Annotated in this window: 17 protein-coding genes; 8 read left to right on the forward strand and 9 right to left on the reverse strand. The window is 69.6% G+C overall.

From position 1 onward, the window contains the following. Position 1: 1 nt before the first annotated feature. The 7 genes from AC2IPW_RS05075 to AC2IPW_RS05105 form a co-directional block, all read right to left on the reverse strand. Positions 2-661, reverse strand: coding sequence for a class I SAM-dependent methyltransferase (locus tag AC2IPW_RS05075; RefSeq protein WP_486376417.1), 660 nt, complete (start codon positions 659-661; stop codon positions 2-4). Positions 662-774: 113 nt separating this feature from the next. Next, a complete protein-coding gene (locus AC2IPW_RS05080) occupies positions 775-1545 on the reverse strand; it encodes an SDR family NAD(P)-dependent oxidoreductase (RefSeq protein ID WP_450121386.1) in 771 nt (256 codons plus the stop codon). Positions 1546-1577: 32 nt separating this feature from the next. After that, a complete protein-coding gene (locus tag AC2IPW_RS05085) occupies positions 1578-1943 on the reverse strand; it encodes a carboxymuconolactone decarboxylase family protein (protein ID WP_003936491.1) in 366 nt (121 codons plus the stop codon). Next, on the reverse strand, positions 1940-2806 hold the full coding sequence (locus AC2IPW_RS05090) for an NAD(P)-dependent oxidoreductase (RefSeq protein ID WP_486376418.1): 867 nt from the start codon (positions 2804-2806) through the stop codon (positions 1940-1942). The genes AC2IPW_RS05085 and AC2IPW_RS05090 overlap by 4 nt, the downstream gene beginning before the upstream one ends. Beyond that, positions 2803-3564, reverse strand: a complete 762-nt coding sequence (locus AC2IPW_RS05095; RefSeq protein WP_486376419.1) for an SDR family oxidoreductase — start codon at positions 3562-3564, stop codon at positions 2803-2805. Before AC2IPW_RS05095 ends, AC2IPW_RS05090 begins: the two co-directional genes overlap by 4 nt. Before the next feature lie 13 nt (positions 3565-3577). Next, a complete protein-coding gene (locus AC2IPW_RS05100) occupies positions 3578-5050 on the reverse strand; it encodes an aldehyde dehydrogenase (protein WP_450121389.1) in 1473 nt (490 codons plus the stop codon). Between the two features lie 225 nt (positions 5051-5275). Further along, positions 5276-5869, reverse strand: a complete 594-nt coding sequence (locus AC2IPW_RS05105) for a TetR/AcrR family transcriptional regulator (protein WP_371382918.1) — start codon at positions 5867-5869, stop codon at positions 5276-5278. An 86-nt stretch (positions 5870-5955) separates the two neighbouring features. Here AC2IPW_RS05105 and AC2IPW_RS05110 point away from each other — a divergent pair, with 86 nt between their 5' ends. The 8 genes from AC2IPW_RS05110 (at position 5956) to AC2IPW_RS05145 (ending at position 13191) form a co-directional block, all read left to right on the forward strand. Continuing rightward, positions 5956-7179 carry a cytochrome P450 gene (locus AC2IPW_RS05110; protein ID WP_416062820.1) on the forward strand — a complete coding sequence of 408 codons (1224 nt, stop codon included), beginning with the start codon at positions 5956-5958 and terminating at the stop codon, positions 7177-7179. Positions 7180-7245: 66 nt separating this feature from the next. Further along, a complete protein-coding gene (locus tag AC2IPW_RS05115; RefSeq protein ID WP_486376972.1) occupies positions 7246-7806 on the forward strand; it encodes a TetR/AcrR family transcriptional regulator in 561 nt (186 codons plus the stop codon). Positions 7807-7809: 3 nt separating this feature from the next. Beyond that, positions 7810-9021, forward strand: a complete 1212-nt coding sequence (locus tag AC2IPW_RS05120; protein WP_486376420.1) for a cytochrome P450 — start codon at positions 7810-7812, stop codon at positions 9019-9021. After that, complete coding sequence (locus AC2IPW_RS05125) at positions 9014-9814, forward strand: SDR family oxidoreductase (protein ID WP_289378123.1); 801 nt, start codon at positions 9014-9016, stop codon at positions 9812-9814. The genes AC2IPW_RS05120 and AC2IPW_RS05125 overlap by 8 nt, the downstream gene beginning before the upstream one ends. After that, positions 9811-11163 carry a cytochrome P450 gene (locus tag AC2IPW_RS05130; RefSeq protein ID WP_486376421.1) on the forward strand — a complete coding sequence of 451 codons (1353 nt, stop codon included), beginning with the start codon at positions 9811-9813 and terminating at the stop codon, positions 11161-11163. Before AC2IPW_RS05125 ends, AC2IPW_RS05130 begins: the two co-directional genes overlap by 4 nt. An 11-nt stretch (positions 11164-11174) precedes the next feature. Continuing rightward, a complete protein-coding gene (locus tag AC2IPW_RS05135) occupies positions 11175-11423 on the forward strand; it encodes a ferredoxin (protein ID WP_450121391.1) in 249 nt (82 codons plus the stop codon). Beyond that, positions 11387-11938: a Cif family virulence factor gene (locus tag AC2IPW_RS05140; protein WP_486376422.1), complete on the forward strand. Its 552-nt coding sequence runs from the start codon at positions 11387-11389 to the stop codon at positions 11936-11938. The genes AC2IPW_RS05135 and AC2IPW_RS05140 overlap by 37 nt, the downstream gene beginning before the upstream one ends. Next, positions 11932-13191 carry a hypothetical protein gene (locus AC2IPW_RS05145; protein ID WP_486376423.1) on the forward strand — a complete coding sequence of 420 codons (1260 nt, stop codon included), beginning with the start codon at positions 11932-11934 and terminating at the stop codon, positions 13189-13191. Before AC2IPW_RS05140 ends, AC2IPW_RS05145 begins: the two co-directional genes overlap by 7 nt. Positions 13192-13330: 139 nt before the next feature. Here the strand turns inward: AC2IPW_RS05145 and AC2IPW_RS05150 are convergent, their stop codons facing one another. Beyond that, positions 13331-14797, reverse strand: coding sequence for an FAD-dependent oxidoreductase (locus tag AC2IPW_RS05150; RefSeq protein WP_486376424.1), 1467 nt, complete (start codon positions 14795-14797; stop codon positions 13331-13333). A gap of 28 nt (positions 14798-14825) precedes the next feature. Beyond that, positions 14826-15677, reverse strand: coding sequence for an LLM class F420-dependent oxidoreductase (locus tag AC2IPW_RS05155; protein ID WP_416062827.1), 852 nt, complete (start codon positions 15675-15677; stop codon positions 14826-14828). Between the last annotated feature and the right edge of the window lie 43 nt (positions 15678-15720).

The following is a 15720-nucleotide window of genomic DNA, read 5'->3' on the forward strand; positions in this document are numbered from 1 at the left end:
GTCAGCCCGGCAGCACTCCGGCGGTGCCGGACGTGCGTTCGAGCACGCGCAGCGAACCGGTCACCGACACCTCGGTGAACTCGCCGCTCCCGAGTGCGCGCAGGTAGACCTCGTACGGGGGGCGACCGCCGTCCTTCGGGTCGGGGAACACGTCGTGGATGATCAGGGCGCCACCGACACGCACCCACGGCGCCCAGCCCGCGTAGTCCGCCTGCGCCGCCTCGCTGCTGTGACCACCGTCGACGAACACGAACGACACGGGCGTCCGCCAGAACTCCGCGACCTGGCCGGATCGTCCCAGCACCGCCACGACGTGGGATTCGAGGTCCGCGTCGGCCAGGGTGTGGCGGAACCGTCCCACCGTGTCGAGACGCCCGGTGTGCGGGTCGACGAGGGCCGGATCGTGGTACTCCCACCCGGGCTGGTGCTCCTCGGACCCGTGATGATGGTCGATCGTGACGATGGTTCCCCGGGTGGCCTTCGCGGCGGCACCGAGATAGACGGTCGAGCGTCCGCAGTAGGTGCCGATCTCGACGCCGACCCCGTCACCGAGGTACCGCACTGCGGCGTCGTGCAGGGCCGTGCCCTCGTCGATCGGCATGAAACCCGGTGTCGCCTCGGCCAGCTCGATCGTCTCCCGGGGCAGGGTGGTGCGGGGCATGATGATCTGTCTCCGTTCGCTGCGGTCCACGGTGTGCTCGGAAGCGGTACGTATTGGAAACACAGTACCCACCACCGGTTCCGGCGCGACACCCGACGAGCCGCCGAGGCAGGTCAGGCGCCGTAACCGCCGTCGACGGCGAGCATCTGCCCGGACACGAAGTCCGCCCGGTCCGAGGCGAGGAAGGCGACGGCCTCGGCGACGTCGTGGGCGTCGCCGAAGCATCGCAGCGGAATGTTGTTCCGCGCGACCGACAGTGCGTGCTCGTCGAGGTCCCCGGACCCGATCAGCCGGGCGGCCGTGCCGTCGGTGAGCATGCCGGGTCCCACCGCGTTGACCCGCACCCCGAATCGGCCCTCCTCGACCGCCAGCGCCCGCACGAGGGCCTCGACCGCACCCTTCGGTCCGGCCGACAGGCCGTCCCGGACCGGGAACCTGCGGGTCGCCGCCGTCGTCACGGCGACGATGTTGCCCCGCGACTCCCGCAGCCGGGGCAGTGCCGCGTGGACGAGGTTGAAGAACGCGCCCGCGTCGCCCACGAGCTGGTCCCGGAACTGTGCGGGGGTCACCCGGCTCAGGTGCACCATCGGCACGTGCGGTCCCGCCGCGTGGACGAGAGTGTGCAGCGCACCGAAGGTTGCGACGGCCGCGTCCACGACCCCGGCGGCCGCGGCGCTGTCGCTCAACTCCACCTGCAGTGGCAGCACCGTCGCGCCGAGTGCACGCAGTTCCGTCTCCAGATCTGCAGCGGCCGCGTCGTTGCGGTGGAACGTGAAGGCGACGTCGCTGCCGCGCTCGGCCAGCATCCGGCACACCGCCCGGCCGATCCCGCCGGTGCCGCCTGCCACGAGGGCCGCGCCCGGCCGGTCCGCGAAGTCCTGCACTGCTCACTCCCTTGCGCCGCACCGGCGGCAGCTCATTTCGCCGCCTTGCGGCGCCGGGCGAGCACGCCGCCGATCATCGAGTCGAGCTTGGTGCCGAGTGGCCACCCGACGTAATGGCACAGGAAAAGGGCGATCTCCTGCAGTTGCCGTTCGTCGAGTTCCTCGTTGTGGAGTGCCGCCCCGACCTGGATCTCGGCCACGTCGATCAGCCCCTGCGCGGTGAGCGCGCCGAGCAGCAGCAGCCGTCGGTCGCGGATGCTGAGTCCGGGCCGGGACCAGATGTCGGCGAAGAGGTGGTCTGCGGTGACGGCGAAATGGTCGCCGGGTCCGTCCTGCATCTCCCAGCCGTACACCTGCGACATCATGTCCAGGCCACGGCGGCGGCGGTCGTCGGTCATGCGGGCTCCTTCCGTCCTGCGTCCTCGCCTGGACCCACCCCGAGACCCGGACCGAGGTCGCCCAGCGCGCGCGCCGCGAGGGGCAGGTCGACGCCGAGCCGGGCGCCGAGACCCAGGGCCAGCGACAGGTCCTTCTCACCGAGGGCGCGCACGTGGTCGAGAATCGGGAACCAGAAGTCGTCCGGCGGGATCGGTGCGGTGGTGTCCCGGAGCATGATCGCCCCGGCGCCCCCGCTGATCGCGTCGGTGTGGCGGACCACCTTCCCGAGCGCGGTGATGTCCAGTCCGGCCGCCTCGGCGAGGCGCTGTGCCTCCGCGGCCGCGGTGAACGACACGAAGTGCAGCAGGTTCCGGGCCAGCTTCATCCGGGTGCCCGCGCCGACCGGACCGGCGTGCACGACGAGGTCGGAGAACCACGAGAACGGCTCGCGCACCGTGTGGAACGCCGCGTCGGAGGCGCCGACCATCACCGCGAGCCGGCCCTGCTCGGCGCCCGGTGCCCCGCCGCTGACGGGAGCATCGACGAGTTCGATTCCGTGCTCGGCGCATTCGGCGGCGAGGTCCACGGCGGTGGTGTCGGCGACGGTCGAGTGGACCGCGACGACCGTGCCGGGCCGCGCGGCGCCGAGCAGCCCCGCCACGACTGTGCGGACCTGGGCGTCGTCGACGACGGTGATGCAGACGATGTCGCATTCGCGCGCGAGGTCAGCGGGGTCGTCGGCGGCTCGCGCGCCGGCCGCGGTGAACGGCGCGACGGCCTCGGGTCGAGTGTCGAGAACGGTGAGCCCACCCGGCCGGTCCAGCAGTCGCTTCGCCATCGGCGCCCCCATGTTGCCGAGGCCGATGCAGCCGAGCCGGGTCACGAGCGGATCACCTGGCCGCCGTCGACATTGAAGATCTGTCCGGTGATCCAGTCCGCCTCGTCGGAGAGCAGGAACAGGCACATGCCCACCAGGTCCTCGGGCGTGCCCATACGTTTCAGCGGCAGCCTGGAAACCATTTCCGTCACCATGCTTTTCGGAGTGACAGTGCGGGTGGCCTCGGTGTCGATCGGTCCCGGGGCGATCGCGTTGACACGGATGCTCGACCCGCCGAGTTCGGCGGCCAGTTGCTGGGTGAGGCCGTTGACGCCGACCTTGGCCAGGCCGTAGAAGCCCGAATACACCCAGGCGGCGGTCGACGACTGGTTGACGATCGAGCCGCCCCTCTCCGTCATGTGCGGCCACACCGCGCGGGTGACGTTCAGCACGCCGTCCATGTTCACGCTCATGAACTTCTTGTAGTAGTCCCACGGAACCGTCAGCAGCAGATCGAGTTTCATGCCACCGTAGATGGCGGCATTGTTGACGACGTGGTCGATGCCGCCGAACGTCTCGACCGTGAACTCGGCGAGATCGACGGCCGAACCGGGATCGGACACGTCGACGCGCGAGAAGGCGGCGGTCCCGCCGTCGGCGACGATCTGCTCGGCCACGTGCTCGCCGCGCTCGGTGTCGATGTCCGCCACGACGACCGAAGCACCTTCGGCGGCAAGAGCCTTGGCGTACGCCTCACCGATGCCCTGGGCCGATCCGGTGACGATCGCGGTGCGGTCGACGAAACATCTTGCGTTGCGGTTCATGTCGGTAGCCTCTCTACCGTGCCGCCGGTTCGGCGACGAGCTTGGTCTCCAGATACTCCTCGAAGCCGGCCACACCCATCTCGCGGCCGGTTCCGGACTGCTTGTAGCCGCCGAACGGGGCGTCGGCGGCGTACCAGATCCCGCCGTTTACGCTCAGGGTGCCGGTGCGGACCCGCTCGACGACTCTGCGGATCCGGTCCTCGTCGGTGCCCCAGACGGCTCCGGACAGGCCGTAGGGGGAGTCGTTCGCGATGCGGATCGCTTCGTCGTCGCCGTCGTAGGGGAGGATCACGAGGACCGGCCCGAAGATCTCCTCCCGGGCGACCCGTGCGTCGTTGCCCACCCCGGCGATCAGTGCGGGTTCGACGAAGAAGCCGCGTTCGTGCTCGGCGGGGCGGCCGCCGCCGGCGACGATCGTCCCGCCCTCCTCGACGGCGAGCCGCAGATAGCCCTCGACCCGTGCGCGCTGGCGCTCGGAGATCAGCGGACCGCACACCGTGCCGGGGTCGTCCGGGTCGCCGGGCCGGATGCCGCGCAGCGCGTCGGCGGTGACGCGGATCGCCTCCTCGTAGCGGTCACGGGGGACGAGCAGACGGGTCGTGATGGCGCAGCCCTGTCCGGCATGGGTACACACGGTGAAGGCGGCCATCGAGCATGCGGCGCCGAGATCGGCGTCGTCGAGCACGATGAATGCCGACTTGCCGCCGAGTTCGAGGAACACCCTCTTCACGGTGTTCGAGGCGGCGCGCATCACCGACCGGCCGGTAGCGGTGGATCCGGTGAACGACACGAGATCCACCCGCGGGTCGGTGGCGAGCAGGGCGCCGAGGGCATGGTCGCTCGAGGTCACGATGTTCACGACCCCCGGTGGAATGTCGGTCTCTTCGGCGAGGATCCGGCCCACGACCGCGGCGCACCACGGGGTGTCGGGCGCGGGTTTGAGCACCACGGTGTTGCCGGCGGCGAGCGCAGGCCCGAGCTTGGCGAAGTTGATCTGGTGCGGGAAGTTCCACGGGGTGATCGCCCCGACGACACCGGCCGCCTCACGGAGCACGTAGCGGTGGGTGGGGATACCCATCGGCGCAGCGTTGCCGAGATCCTGGCGCCACGCGTAGTTCTCGGCCAGATCGGCGAAGTACCCGAGGTCGCCGACAGGTCCCTCGAGATGGGCCCCGGTGGTGAGGAACCGGGGGGCGCCGGCCTCGGCGATGGTGATCGCCCGCAGTTCCTCGAGGTGACCGCGCAGAGCATCGCGGAGCTGACGCAGGCAGCGGGCGCGGAAGGGGTGGTCGCGGGACCAGCCGGTGGTGTCGAAGGCGCGACGGGCTGCCTCGAGCGCGGCGTCCGTGTCGGCGGCGGTGCCGTCGGCGGCGGTGCCGAGCACCTCCTCCGTCGCCGGGTTCACGACGTCGAACGTGCCTCCCGAACCGGGAACGAGTTTGCCGTCGACGAGCAGGGCCGAGCTGCCGGTCGGAATCAGGGACATCGGTGCTTCCGTTCGTCGGGGCGGCGTGGCTGGGCGGTATCGGAACGGGTCCGGAGGAGCGCCGGGTGCCGGCGGCGGCACGATGTGATGCCCCTCATTTTCTGGACAGCTGTCTGGACTATAGTTCGGCCCGTGGGGTGGCGCAATGCTGCCGACCGGCGCGGCGGCGACGGCACGCGTGAACGGGCCCCGGGAAGGTCTGCGGATTCCCCGACGACGGCGGACTCAGGATCGCGCGGAGGCGGCGCGAGCGGCGGCCAGCGCGCCCGCGACCACGTTTTCGTAGATGCGGTCGAGGTCGAGTTCGTCGCCGAGGAAGCCGCTGCGCACGATCACGGCGAACCCGTGCATCGCGGTGAACAGGCTCACCGCGGCCTCGAGGGTGTCCTCTTCCGGCACCCCGCACGAGGCGAGCATCGAGCGGAGGGCCGAATTCGCGTCGAGAGCCGCCGCGAGCAGGGCGCTGCGGTTGCTCGGCTCCGCCGTCAGCGCCTGGTAACGGTGCGGATGCTCGGCGGCCCACGCCCGGTGCGCATCGATGAGGGCGCGCAGGCCCTCGGGTCCGCTGCGGCCCATTGCCACCTCGCGGAGCCGGGCACCGAGATCGGTCATCGTCCGCACCTGGATCTCACCGCGGACGTCGTCGAGTCCGCGGACGTGGTTGTAGAGCGAGGCGGTGACGATGCCGAGACGGCCGGCGAGCGTGCTCATAGTCAGCTGCTCCCAGCCGGACTCGTCCACCACCGCCAGAGCCGCGTCGATCACCTTTTCGCGGCTGAGATTTCGGCGGCGAACCGGCCTCTTCCCTTCGGTCCCCATGCGCACATCCTACGGGTCTTCCATTTCTGACGAATGTGTGTAGTTTCTGAACGACGGTCATTCGTAAACACGTGCGAGGTGGTCCCGTGACGGCATCACGTATCGACCTGAAGAACCCCGACCTCTACACCGAAGGCGTCCCGCACTCCTTCTTCGACGAGCTGCGGCGCAGCTGTCCGGTCTACCGGCAGGACGAGGAGGACGGACCCGGCTACTGGGCAGTGACGCGGCATGCGGACGTCATCGCGGTCTCGCGCGACAGTGCCACGTTCTCGTCGGCGCTCGGCACGACGCAGATCGACGAGTTCGACGAGGAGACCCGCCTCAAACAGGCGGCGATGCTCGTCAACCTCGATCCGCCCGAGCACACCCGATTGCGCCGGCTTGTCAGCCGCGGATTCACGCCCCGGATGGTCCGGACGCTCGAGGGGCACATCCGCGAGATCTGCAACCGCGTCGTCGACGATCTGATCGAGCGGGGCCGCGACGGTGCGGTCGTCGACTTCGTACCGGTGGCCGCCGCTCCGCTTCCGCTCGAGGTGATCGCCGCCCTGCTCGGTGCACCCCGGGAGGACGTCGGCAGGCTCTGCGACTGGTCCGACCGGATGATCGGGTTCGACGACCCGGAGTACGGCAACACCCGGGCCGACGGCGAACTCGCCGCGGCAGAGATCTTCCTGTACGCCGACGAGATCGCCGCGGCGCGCAGGATGGAGCCGCGCGACGACATCGTCACCAGGCTCGTCCAGCCGGACGAGAACGGCGACACGCTGTCCGCGATGGAGTTCGACATGTTCTTCGTGCTGCTGGTGGTGGCCGGGAACGAGACGACGCGCAACGCCACCGCCGGCGGCATGCAGGCGTTCGTCGACCATCCGGAGCAGTGGCGCCGCCTGCAGGCCGAACCGGAACTCGCCGCCGGCGCGGTCGAGGAGATTCTCCGCTGGGTCACTCCCGTGCTGGGATTCCGGCGCACCCCGACGTGCCCGGCGAGGATCGGTGACCAGCCCGTGGGAGCGGGGGACAAGGTGATCGTGTACTACCCGAGCGCGAACCGGGACGAGGACGTCTTCGACGACCCGCACGTCTTCGACATCGGGCGCAGCCACAATCCGCACGTGGCGTTCGGGGGCACCGGCGTGCACTTCTGCCTCGGTGCCCACCTGGCACGACTGGAGTTGCGCATCCTGTTCGAGACCCTGGCGCGCCGGATCGAGCGCGTCGAGCCCGCGGGGCCGGTCCGGCGGTTGCGCTCGAACTTCGTCAACGGCATCAAATCCATGCCCGTGCGGGTGTATCCGAGGGGTTGACCGGTATCCCGAGACCGTTGCCTCGGACAGGCGACCGTAGTAATGTCCAGACACGTGTCCAGAAATGTGAATCTCGAATCCACTCGCCGCCGTCTCACCGAGAAGCAGGCCGACACCGTGGATCGCCTGACGCGCGCTGCCGTCGAGGTCCTGCGGGAAGAGGGGTTCGCAGGACTGACCGTCCGCAGCGTCGCCGCCCGGGCCGGTGTCGCACCCGCGACCGCATACACCTACTTCTCGTCCAAGGAACACCTTGTCGCAGAAGTGTTCTGGCGTCGGCTCGCCGCCTCGCCCGAACCCGAGGCGGCCACGACCGACCGTGTCGCCCGGGTGGTCGCGGTGTTGCGCAACGTCGCGCTGATGATGGCCGACGAGCCCGAACTCGCCGGTGCGGTCACCAGCGCACTGCTCGGCCGCGATCCGGACGTCGAACACCTGCGCACCCGCATCGGCCTCGACATCCGGGCGCGGCTCGCGACGGCCCTCGGCCCCGACGCCGATCCCGACGAGATCGAGGCGCTGGAAATGCTCTACGCCGGCGCCCTCGTCCGCGCGGGAATGGGATACGAAACCTACGAGAAGATTGCCGATCGGCTGGAGACCTCCGCCGCACTGCTATTGGAGTAGCGCATGACTCAGGCTTCGCTCGAACCGCTCCTGTTCGATCCCTACGACTACGGCTTCCACGAGGACCCGTACCCGCTCTACCGGCGTCTGCGCGAGGAAGCGCCGCTCTACCGCAACGACGACCTCGGCTTCTGGGCCCTGTCCCGCCACTCCGACGTCGTCGCGGCCTTCCGCGACCACACCCGACTCTCCAGCGCCAACGGCGTCTCCCTCGATCCGTCGGCCTACGGACCTCACGCCCACAAGGTGATGTCGTTCCTCGCGATGGACGACCCGCGCCACATGCGTATGCGCCGGCTCGTCTCCGAGGGATTCACCCCCCGCCGGGTCGCCGAGCTGCGCGGCCGCATCCTCGAACTGACTCTCGGATACCTCGAAACATCGCTGGAGAAGGCCGAATTCGATTGGATCGCGGACCTCGCCGGCAAACTCCCGATGGATGTCGTCTCCGAACTGATGGGTGTGCCCGAGGCCGACCGCGCCGAACTGCGCCGGCTGGCGGACCTGGTGGTGCACCGGGAGCAGGGCGTGCTGGACGTGCCCGTCGCAGCGATAGAGGCCTCGCTCGAACTCGTCGGCTACTACGCGGATCTGCTGGCGCACCGCCGCACCCACCGAGCCGAGGATCTCACCTCGGCCCTCCTCGACGCCGAGATCGACGGAGACCGCCTCGCCGACGACGAGATCATCGGCTTCATGTTCCTGATGGTCGTCGCGGGCAACGAGACCACGACCAAACTCCTCGGCAACGCGCTGTACTGGGGAGCGAAGAACAAGAACGAGCTGGCCGGCGTCCTCGCCAATCCGGACACCGTCACCGGCTGGGTGGAGGAGACACTGCGCTACGACACCTCCAGCCAGATCGTCGCGCGAACCGCCACCACCGACATCGGACTCCACGGCGGCGCTATCCGTGCGGGCGACAAGGTGCTGCTGCTCATCGGTTCCGCCAATCGCGACGCCGAGGTGTTCGCCGATCCCGACACGTTCCGCATCGGCCGCGACAGCGCCTCCAAGATCGCCAGTTTCGGTCGCGGCGTGCACTTCTGCCTCGGTGCCCACCTCGCGCGTCTCGAGGCGAACATCGCGCTCGCACAGTTCGCCGCGCGCGTTGCCGACTACGACGTCGACTTCGACCGATGCGAGCGCGTCCACTCCACCAACGTCCGAGGCTTCGCGGCCCTTCCCGTAGAGGTGGCCCGACGACATGCCTAGATTCGAGCCCAATCCGCCGCGCCGGCCCTCGATCGTCAGCGGCGCCTCCTCCGGCATCGGCGCGGCCACCGCGTTCGCGCTGGCCGCCGTGGGTCACCCCGTCGCCCTCGGCGCCCGGCGCGTCGAACAGTGCGAGGCCCTCGCGGAGAAGATCCGCGGCGAAGGCGGCGAGGCCTTCGCACACGTCCTCGACGTGTCGTCCACCGACTCGGTCGACGAGTTCGTCACCGCCGCCGAGAACGCCCTGGGCCCCGCCGAGATCGTCCTGTCCGGCGCCGGCGACATGGACTTCCGGCTCGTGCACGAGATGAGTCCGGACCGGTTCGAGTTCCAGGTGAACGTCCATCTCGTGGGTACACAACGTCTCGTCCATCGCGTGCTGCCGGGAATGATCGAACGGCGCCGCGGCGACTTCGTGGTTATCGGGTCGGACTGCGCCGATGTCGCACGGCCCCGCATGGGCGCCTACGTCGCCGCCAAGACCGGTCTCGAGGCGCTCGTGCGCCAGATGCGGATGGAACTCGAGGGCACCGGGGTGCGCGCCTCGGTGGTGCGTCCGGGCCCGACGCAGACCGGGATGGGGCTCGACGCCCCCGCCGAGGTCATCGAACCGTTGCTCGCCGACTGGACCAGGTGGGGCTTCGCGCGGCACGCGTACTTCCTCCGCGCCTCCGAGATCGCGAACGCCGTCGTCGCCGTCGTCTCGGCCCCGCGCGGCACCCACCTGGTGCTCACCGAGGTGCAGCCGGAAGCGCCTCTGCGGGAGGACTCCCGGGGAAAGGACCCCGCATGACCACGATCATCACACCTACGCGCGTTTCGGGAGGCGAGCACGAACACGGCCACCTCGAGGAGCTGCGCACCGACCCCATCGGTCTGCTGAAGCGCGTCCGCGAGGAGTGCGGCGACGTCGGCGTCTTCCGGCTCGCTGACCGCAACGTCGTGCTGCTCTCCGGAGCGCGAGCCAACGAGTTCTTCTTCCGCTCCGCCGACGAGGACCTCGACCAGCAGGCCGCGTACCCGTTCATGAAGCCGGTCTTCGGCCAGGGTGTGGTCTTCGACGCCAGTCCCGAGCGCCGCAAGGAGATGCTGCACAACTCCGCACTGCGCGGCGAACAGATGAAGGGCCACGCGGCCACGATCGAGCGCGAGGTCCGGGACATCGTCGCGGGATGGGGCGACGAGGGGGAGATCGACCTGCTGGAGTTCTTCGCGGAGCTGACGATCTACACGTCCTCGGCCTGCCTGATCGGCAAGAAGTTCCGCGACCAGCTCGACAGCCGGTTCGCGCGCCTGTACCACGACCTGGAGAAGGGCACCGACGCGCTCGCCTTCGTCGACCCCTACGCGCCCATCGAGAGCTTCCGTCGCCGCGACGAGGCACGTCGCGGGCTGGTCGCCCTCGTCGAGGAGATCATGGTCGACCGCATCGCGAACCCGCCCAGGGGCAAGGAGGATCGCGACATGCTCGACGTCCTCGTCTCGATCGAGGACGAGGACGGTGTCAAGCGGTTCAGCGCGGACGAGATCACCGGCATCTTCATCTCGATGATGTTCGCCGGTCACCACACCACGTCGGGAACGGCGGCCTGGGCACTGATCGAGTTGCTGCGCAACCCGCAGTACCTGCGCGGGGTCACCGACGAACTCGACGTCCTCTATGCCGACGGTGAGGGCGTGAGTTTCCATGCCCTGCGGCAGATCCCGCTGCTCGAGGCGGTCCTGAAGGAGACGTTGCGGCTGCACCCGCCGCTGATCCTGCTGCTGCGCGTCGCGCGCGGCGACTTCGAGGTCGAGGGGTACCGGATCGAGGCGGGCGATCTCGTCGGCGCCACCCCGGCGATCTCCAACCGCATCCCGGAAGATTTTCCGGAGCCCGATTCGTTCGATCCGGGCCGCTACATCGATCCACGGCAGGAAGACATCGTCAACCGCTGGACCTGGATCCCGTTCGGGGCGGGCCGGCACCGATGCGTGGGAGCGGCGTTCGCCCTCATGCAGCTCAAGGCGATCTTCTCGGTCCTGCTGCGGGACTACGAATTCGAAATGTCCCAGCCGTCCGGAACCTACCGCAACGACCATTCCAAGATGGTGGTGCAGCTCGCGCAGCCGTGTGCGGTGCGCTACCGCCGCCGGATGTGAGGACACGCGCCGTGAAAGTGGAAGCAGACCTCGACCTGTGCCAGGGGCATGCGATGTGCTCGCTGGAAGCACCGGACGTCTTCGACGTTCCCAGGCACGGCACGGTCCGGATCCTGATGGACGACATACCCGAGAACCTGCGCGGCGACGTCGAATCCGCCGTACGGTACTGCCCCACCCGAGCCCTCCGCATCGTCGAGGACCGATCCCGAGGAGACACGTCATGGCACCGTTCGACCGAGCAGAACTCGACGAGATGATCGAACGCTGGATCGGAGCCAACAAGAGGGCCGAGGCGGCCGGCGACTGGAAGCCCCTGGCCGAGATGTACACCGAGGACGCGACCTACGGTTGGAACTACGGTCCCGAGAACGACTTCATGGCCGTCGGGAGGGAGGAGATCCGCGAACTCGCCCTCGGCCAGGAGATGGCCGGCCTCGAGGGATGGCAGTACCCCTACCAGCGGTTCGTCGTGGACGAGCGGACCGGCGACGTCATCGGCTTCTGGAAGCAGGTCGCCGACGCTACCCGCGACGACGGGTCGCACTACGAGGTGTACGGCTTCGGCGGCAGCTGGTTCCGCTACGGCGGGGACTTCCGGTGGTCCTGGCAGCGGGATTTCTTCGACTTCGGCAACGTCTCCCACCTGTTCCTGGAGATGATCACCGCCGGCACCCTGTCGGACGGCATGAACAAGCGGATCGAACGGTCGACGTCGACGAAGCGCCTGCCCGGCTGGTATCCGGCCGGGCAGGCGCCGGTGCCGCTGTGGTGAGCCCGGTGAACGTCCGCGACTCGTTCGCCGCGCTCACCCGGTCGGACCTCGCCGTCCTCGTCCCCGAACTGCTGCTGTGCGGCCAGCTCGTCGACCGGTCCGGGATGGCGCATCTGATCTCGGCGTTCGGACGGCAGGGGATGGCCGAGGTGGCCGTCGAGGAGTGGCAGGCGTCGAGCCCGTGGTACACCCGGCGCATGCAGCGCGCCCTGCGGTACGAGGGCGATGGCGTCGAGACGATCTTCAAGGGGCTGCAACTCGACATCGGTGCGCCGCCGCAGTTCATGGACTTCCGGTTCCGCGTCGACGACCACGACCACGGCGAGTTCCGGCTCGACCACTGCGGCGCGCTCATGGACGTCGAACCCCTGGGCGAGGCGTACGTGACGGCCATGTGCCACGACATCGAGGACCCCACCTTCGACGCGACCGCTCTTGCCACCAATCCGCACGCGCAGGTGCGGCCGATCCACCGGCCCCCGCGTCGGCCGGCCGACCACCACCCGCACTGCGCGTGGACGGTGACGATCGACCCGTCGCACGTGCCGCCGGAGACCGCACCGCACACCGAGGCGATCGGCCGTACCGCAGCCGCTGCGGTGGAACTGAGCACGATCGACCCTGCGGACGAGGGACGCGGCGACTACTCCGGACCCCTGCTCTCCGACCTGCGGTTCGCGGACTTCTCGCACTCGGCGCTCGTGCGGATCGCGGAGGAGGTGTGCCTGCAGCAGCATCTGCTCACGCTGGGCTTCCTTCTCGGCGTGCGCAAACGCACCGACGAGGACACCGCGCTGTCCCTCGCCCGCAAACAGTTGACCGGCATCGCCGGACTGGCCGCCGAGCGGCTACGCGACGCCCTCGGCCTGCCGCGCGACTTCGAAGGACTGGCGACGGTGCTCTCGATCCATCCGGTGTTCGCGCCGAGGCAGTACGTCGAGCGCGACATCCGGTGGGAGCCCGGCAGGCTGCACCTGCGCCTCGCGCGGTCCGGGGGTGCCCGCGCGGACGGATCGTGGCCGACCCTGATCGACGGACACCACCTCGGGCCACTGCAGGCGCTGGTGCGTGGCGTCGACCCGCACTTCACCGCGCGCGTGGTGTCCGAGGACGCCCACGCGCTCATCGTCGAGGTGGTCCGCGACGCCGAACCCGCGAACGAGTGCGGCGAGGTCGCGATCACCCGTTTCAGCACCGGCGCGACCTTCGCGTTCGCCGACCGGGGAATCCCTCTGCCGCTCACCGTCGTCTGAACGTCTTGCCCGTCCCTTTCCGCCCCGGCCCGCCCCGGCCTGTCCCGCCCCGCCCCGGCCCGGCCCGGCCGAATGTCACATCGGTTCGATCGAATCGAACCGATGTGACATTCGGCCACACAACCGGGTGTGGGGACGGTCAGTTCGCGGCGGCTGCGATGCCGGCGCGGCGGCCGAAGAAACTGCTGTCCCCGAGCGACGTGCCGCTCGCGTAGCCCCCCGCGCAGACGCCGGAGGTGCAGCGGCCCGCGGCGTACAGGCCCGGGATCGGTTCGCCGGAGACGTGCAGGACCTCCGAGTTCACGGTGGTGTGCAGGCCGCCGAGGGTGAAGCCCGCGGTGCAGTTGCGCAGGTCCAGTGCTGCGACCGGGGTCCCGATCGGTCTGACCCACTCGGGCTTCTTCCCGAGGACGGGGTCGGTGCCGGCCGCGGCGTGCCGGTTGTACACCTCGACGGTGGCCTGCAGAGTGCCCTCCGGCAGGCCCATGTCGGATTCGAGTTCGGCGACCGTCTCCGCCGCCCATTTCGGCGGGAACCGGAAGTACGGGGTGGAACTCGTTGTGGCGCATCCTTCCTCGTAGGACGCCTCGTCGATGACGAGGTACGCCTGATTGTCGTTGCGCAGCAGGGTGAGCTGGCCGGCGCGTCCCGGGTAGGTGTCCTCGGGGACGTACCGCTGGCCGTGGCCGTTGACGAGGATGCCGCGCGCCATCAATTGCGGATCGGCGAAGAACGCCACCTCGGTTGCGCCCATGTGCGCGAGGTCGGCTCCGAGGGCCTGGGCCATGCGGATGGAGCAGCCGTCGTGCTCCTCGATCGCGGCGGCCGGCCGGCCGATGAGCTGCGGGGCGAACGAAGTGACCATGGCGTCGTTGTACGCGAAGCTGCCGGTGGTGAGTACGACGCCGCGACGGGCCCGCACGAAGACCTCGTCGCCGAACTTCTTCGCGGCGATCCCGACGACCCGATCCGCGTCGTCGACGATCAACCGCTGCACCCGGATGTCGAACACCGGTGTCACCCCGAGGGATTCGGCCACCTCCGCGAGCGGTTTCATCAGCATGTACCCGCCGCCCTGCTCGCCGGTGCGCTTGTTGCTCATCTGCGGCACGTGGCCGCGCGGAGCGGGCGTGGCGATCTCGTTGAAGGGAGCGGAGTTCTCACCGCCCGAGTACATCAGGCCCTCGTCGCCGGGGATCTCCCAGCCGGGCTCGCCCCAGAACGCCGACTTGAACACCACTCCGTTGTCGGTGAGCCAGCGGTAGTGCTCGACGCTGCCGTCGCAGTAGTCCGAAATCTTGGCCTCGTCGGCGCCGGGACCGAGGGCGGCGAGCATGAACGTCTTCATGTTCTCGGGGGTGTCCTCGAATCCGAGCTCGCGCTGGAGCGGTGTCCCGCCGCCCAGGTAGACGATGCCGCCGGACAGGGCCGCGGCACCGCCCCAGCCGCCGGTGCGTTCGAGGATCAGCACGTCGGCGCCGGCGCGGGCGGCCTCGATGGCGGCCGAGACCCCGGCGATGCCGTAGCCGGCGACGACGACGTCGGCCTCGTGGTCCCAGGCGGTGATCTCGGCGGCGCGCAGTGGGCGGAAGGCGGCAGTGGTCATGGAAGTGTTCCTTCTCTGTCGTGGACCGTCAGCGGGTCGATTCCAGCGTGGCGGCGAGCTTGTCGAGGTAGGCGAGGATCTCGTCCTCGGAGCGGTCGGGCAGGCCGAACATCACTTCGGTCACGCCGAGGTCGCGCCACTGCTGGAGCCTGGCGGGGTCGGGCCGGCCGGCCAGCACGACGATCTCCGGGGCGCCGTCGCGGCCGGCTTCGGCCCAGGTGGTTCGCAACCGTTCGACGCTGTCGTCGATGTCGCGCTCGATCGGGGTCGTGATCCAGCCGTCGGCGGAGCGCGCGATCCACGCGAAGGTGCGGTCGGTGCCGCCCGCGCCGATCAGCACCGGTGGGCGGGGCTGCTGGATCGGCTTGGGCCAGGCCCAGCTCGGACCGAACGAGACGAACTGGCCGTCGTAGGCTGCTTCGTCCTCGTTCCACAGGGCCTGCATCGCCTCGAGGTACTCGCGCAGCGCGGTGCGCCGCTTCCCGGGCGGTACACCGTGGTCGGCGAGTTCCTCGGCGTTCCAGCCGAATCCGGCCCCGAGGACGACGCGTCCGCCGGACAGGTGATCGAGCGTCGCGACGGTCTTGGCCAGCGTGATGGGGTCGTGCTCGAGGGGCAGGGCGACCGAGGTGCCGAGCCGGATGGTCGAGGTGACGGCTGCGGCCAGCCCGAGCGCGACCCATGGGTCCAGGGTCCGGCGATACCGGTCGTCGGGCAGCGTCTCGTTGCCGGTGCCGGGATGCGCGGATTCGCGGCGCACGGGGATGTGGGTGTGCTCGGGGACGTAGAACGCGTCGAAGCCGCGTTCCTCGGCTGCTCGGGCGGCCCGCTCCGGCCGGATGCCGCGATCGCTCGTGAACAGGGTGATGCCGTGACGCACGGACGCTGCCTCCCTACTGGTCGAGTCCAGGCAACTGTAACGC

The sequence above is a fragment of the Rhodococcus sp. NS-SX18 genome (genome assembly GCF_057367935.1).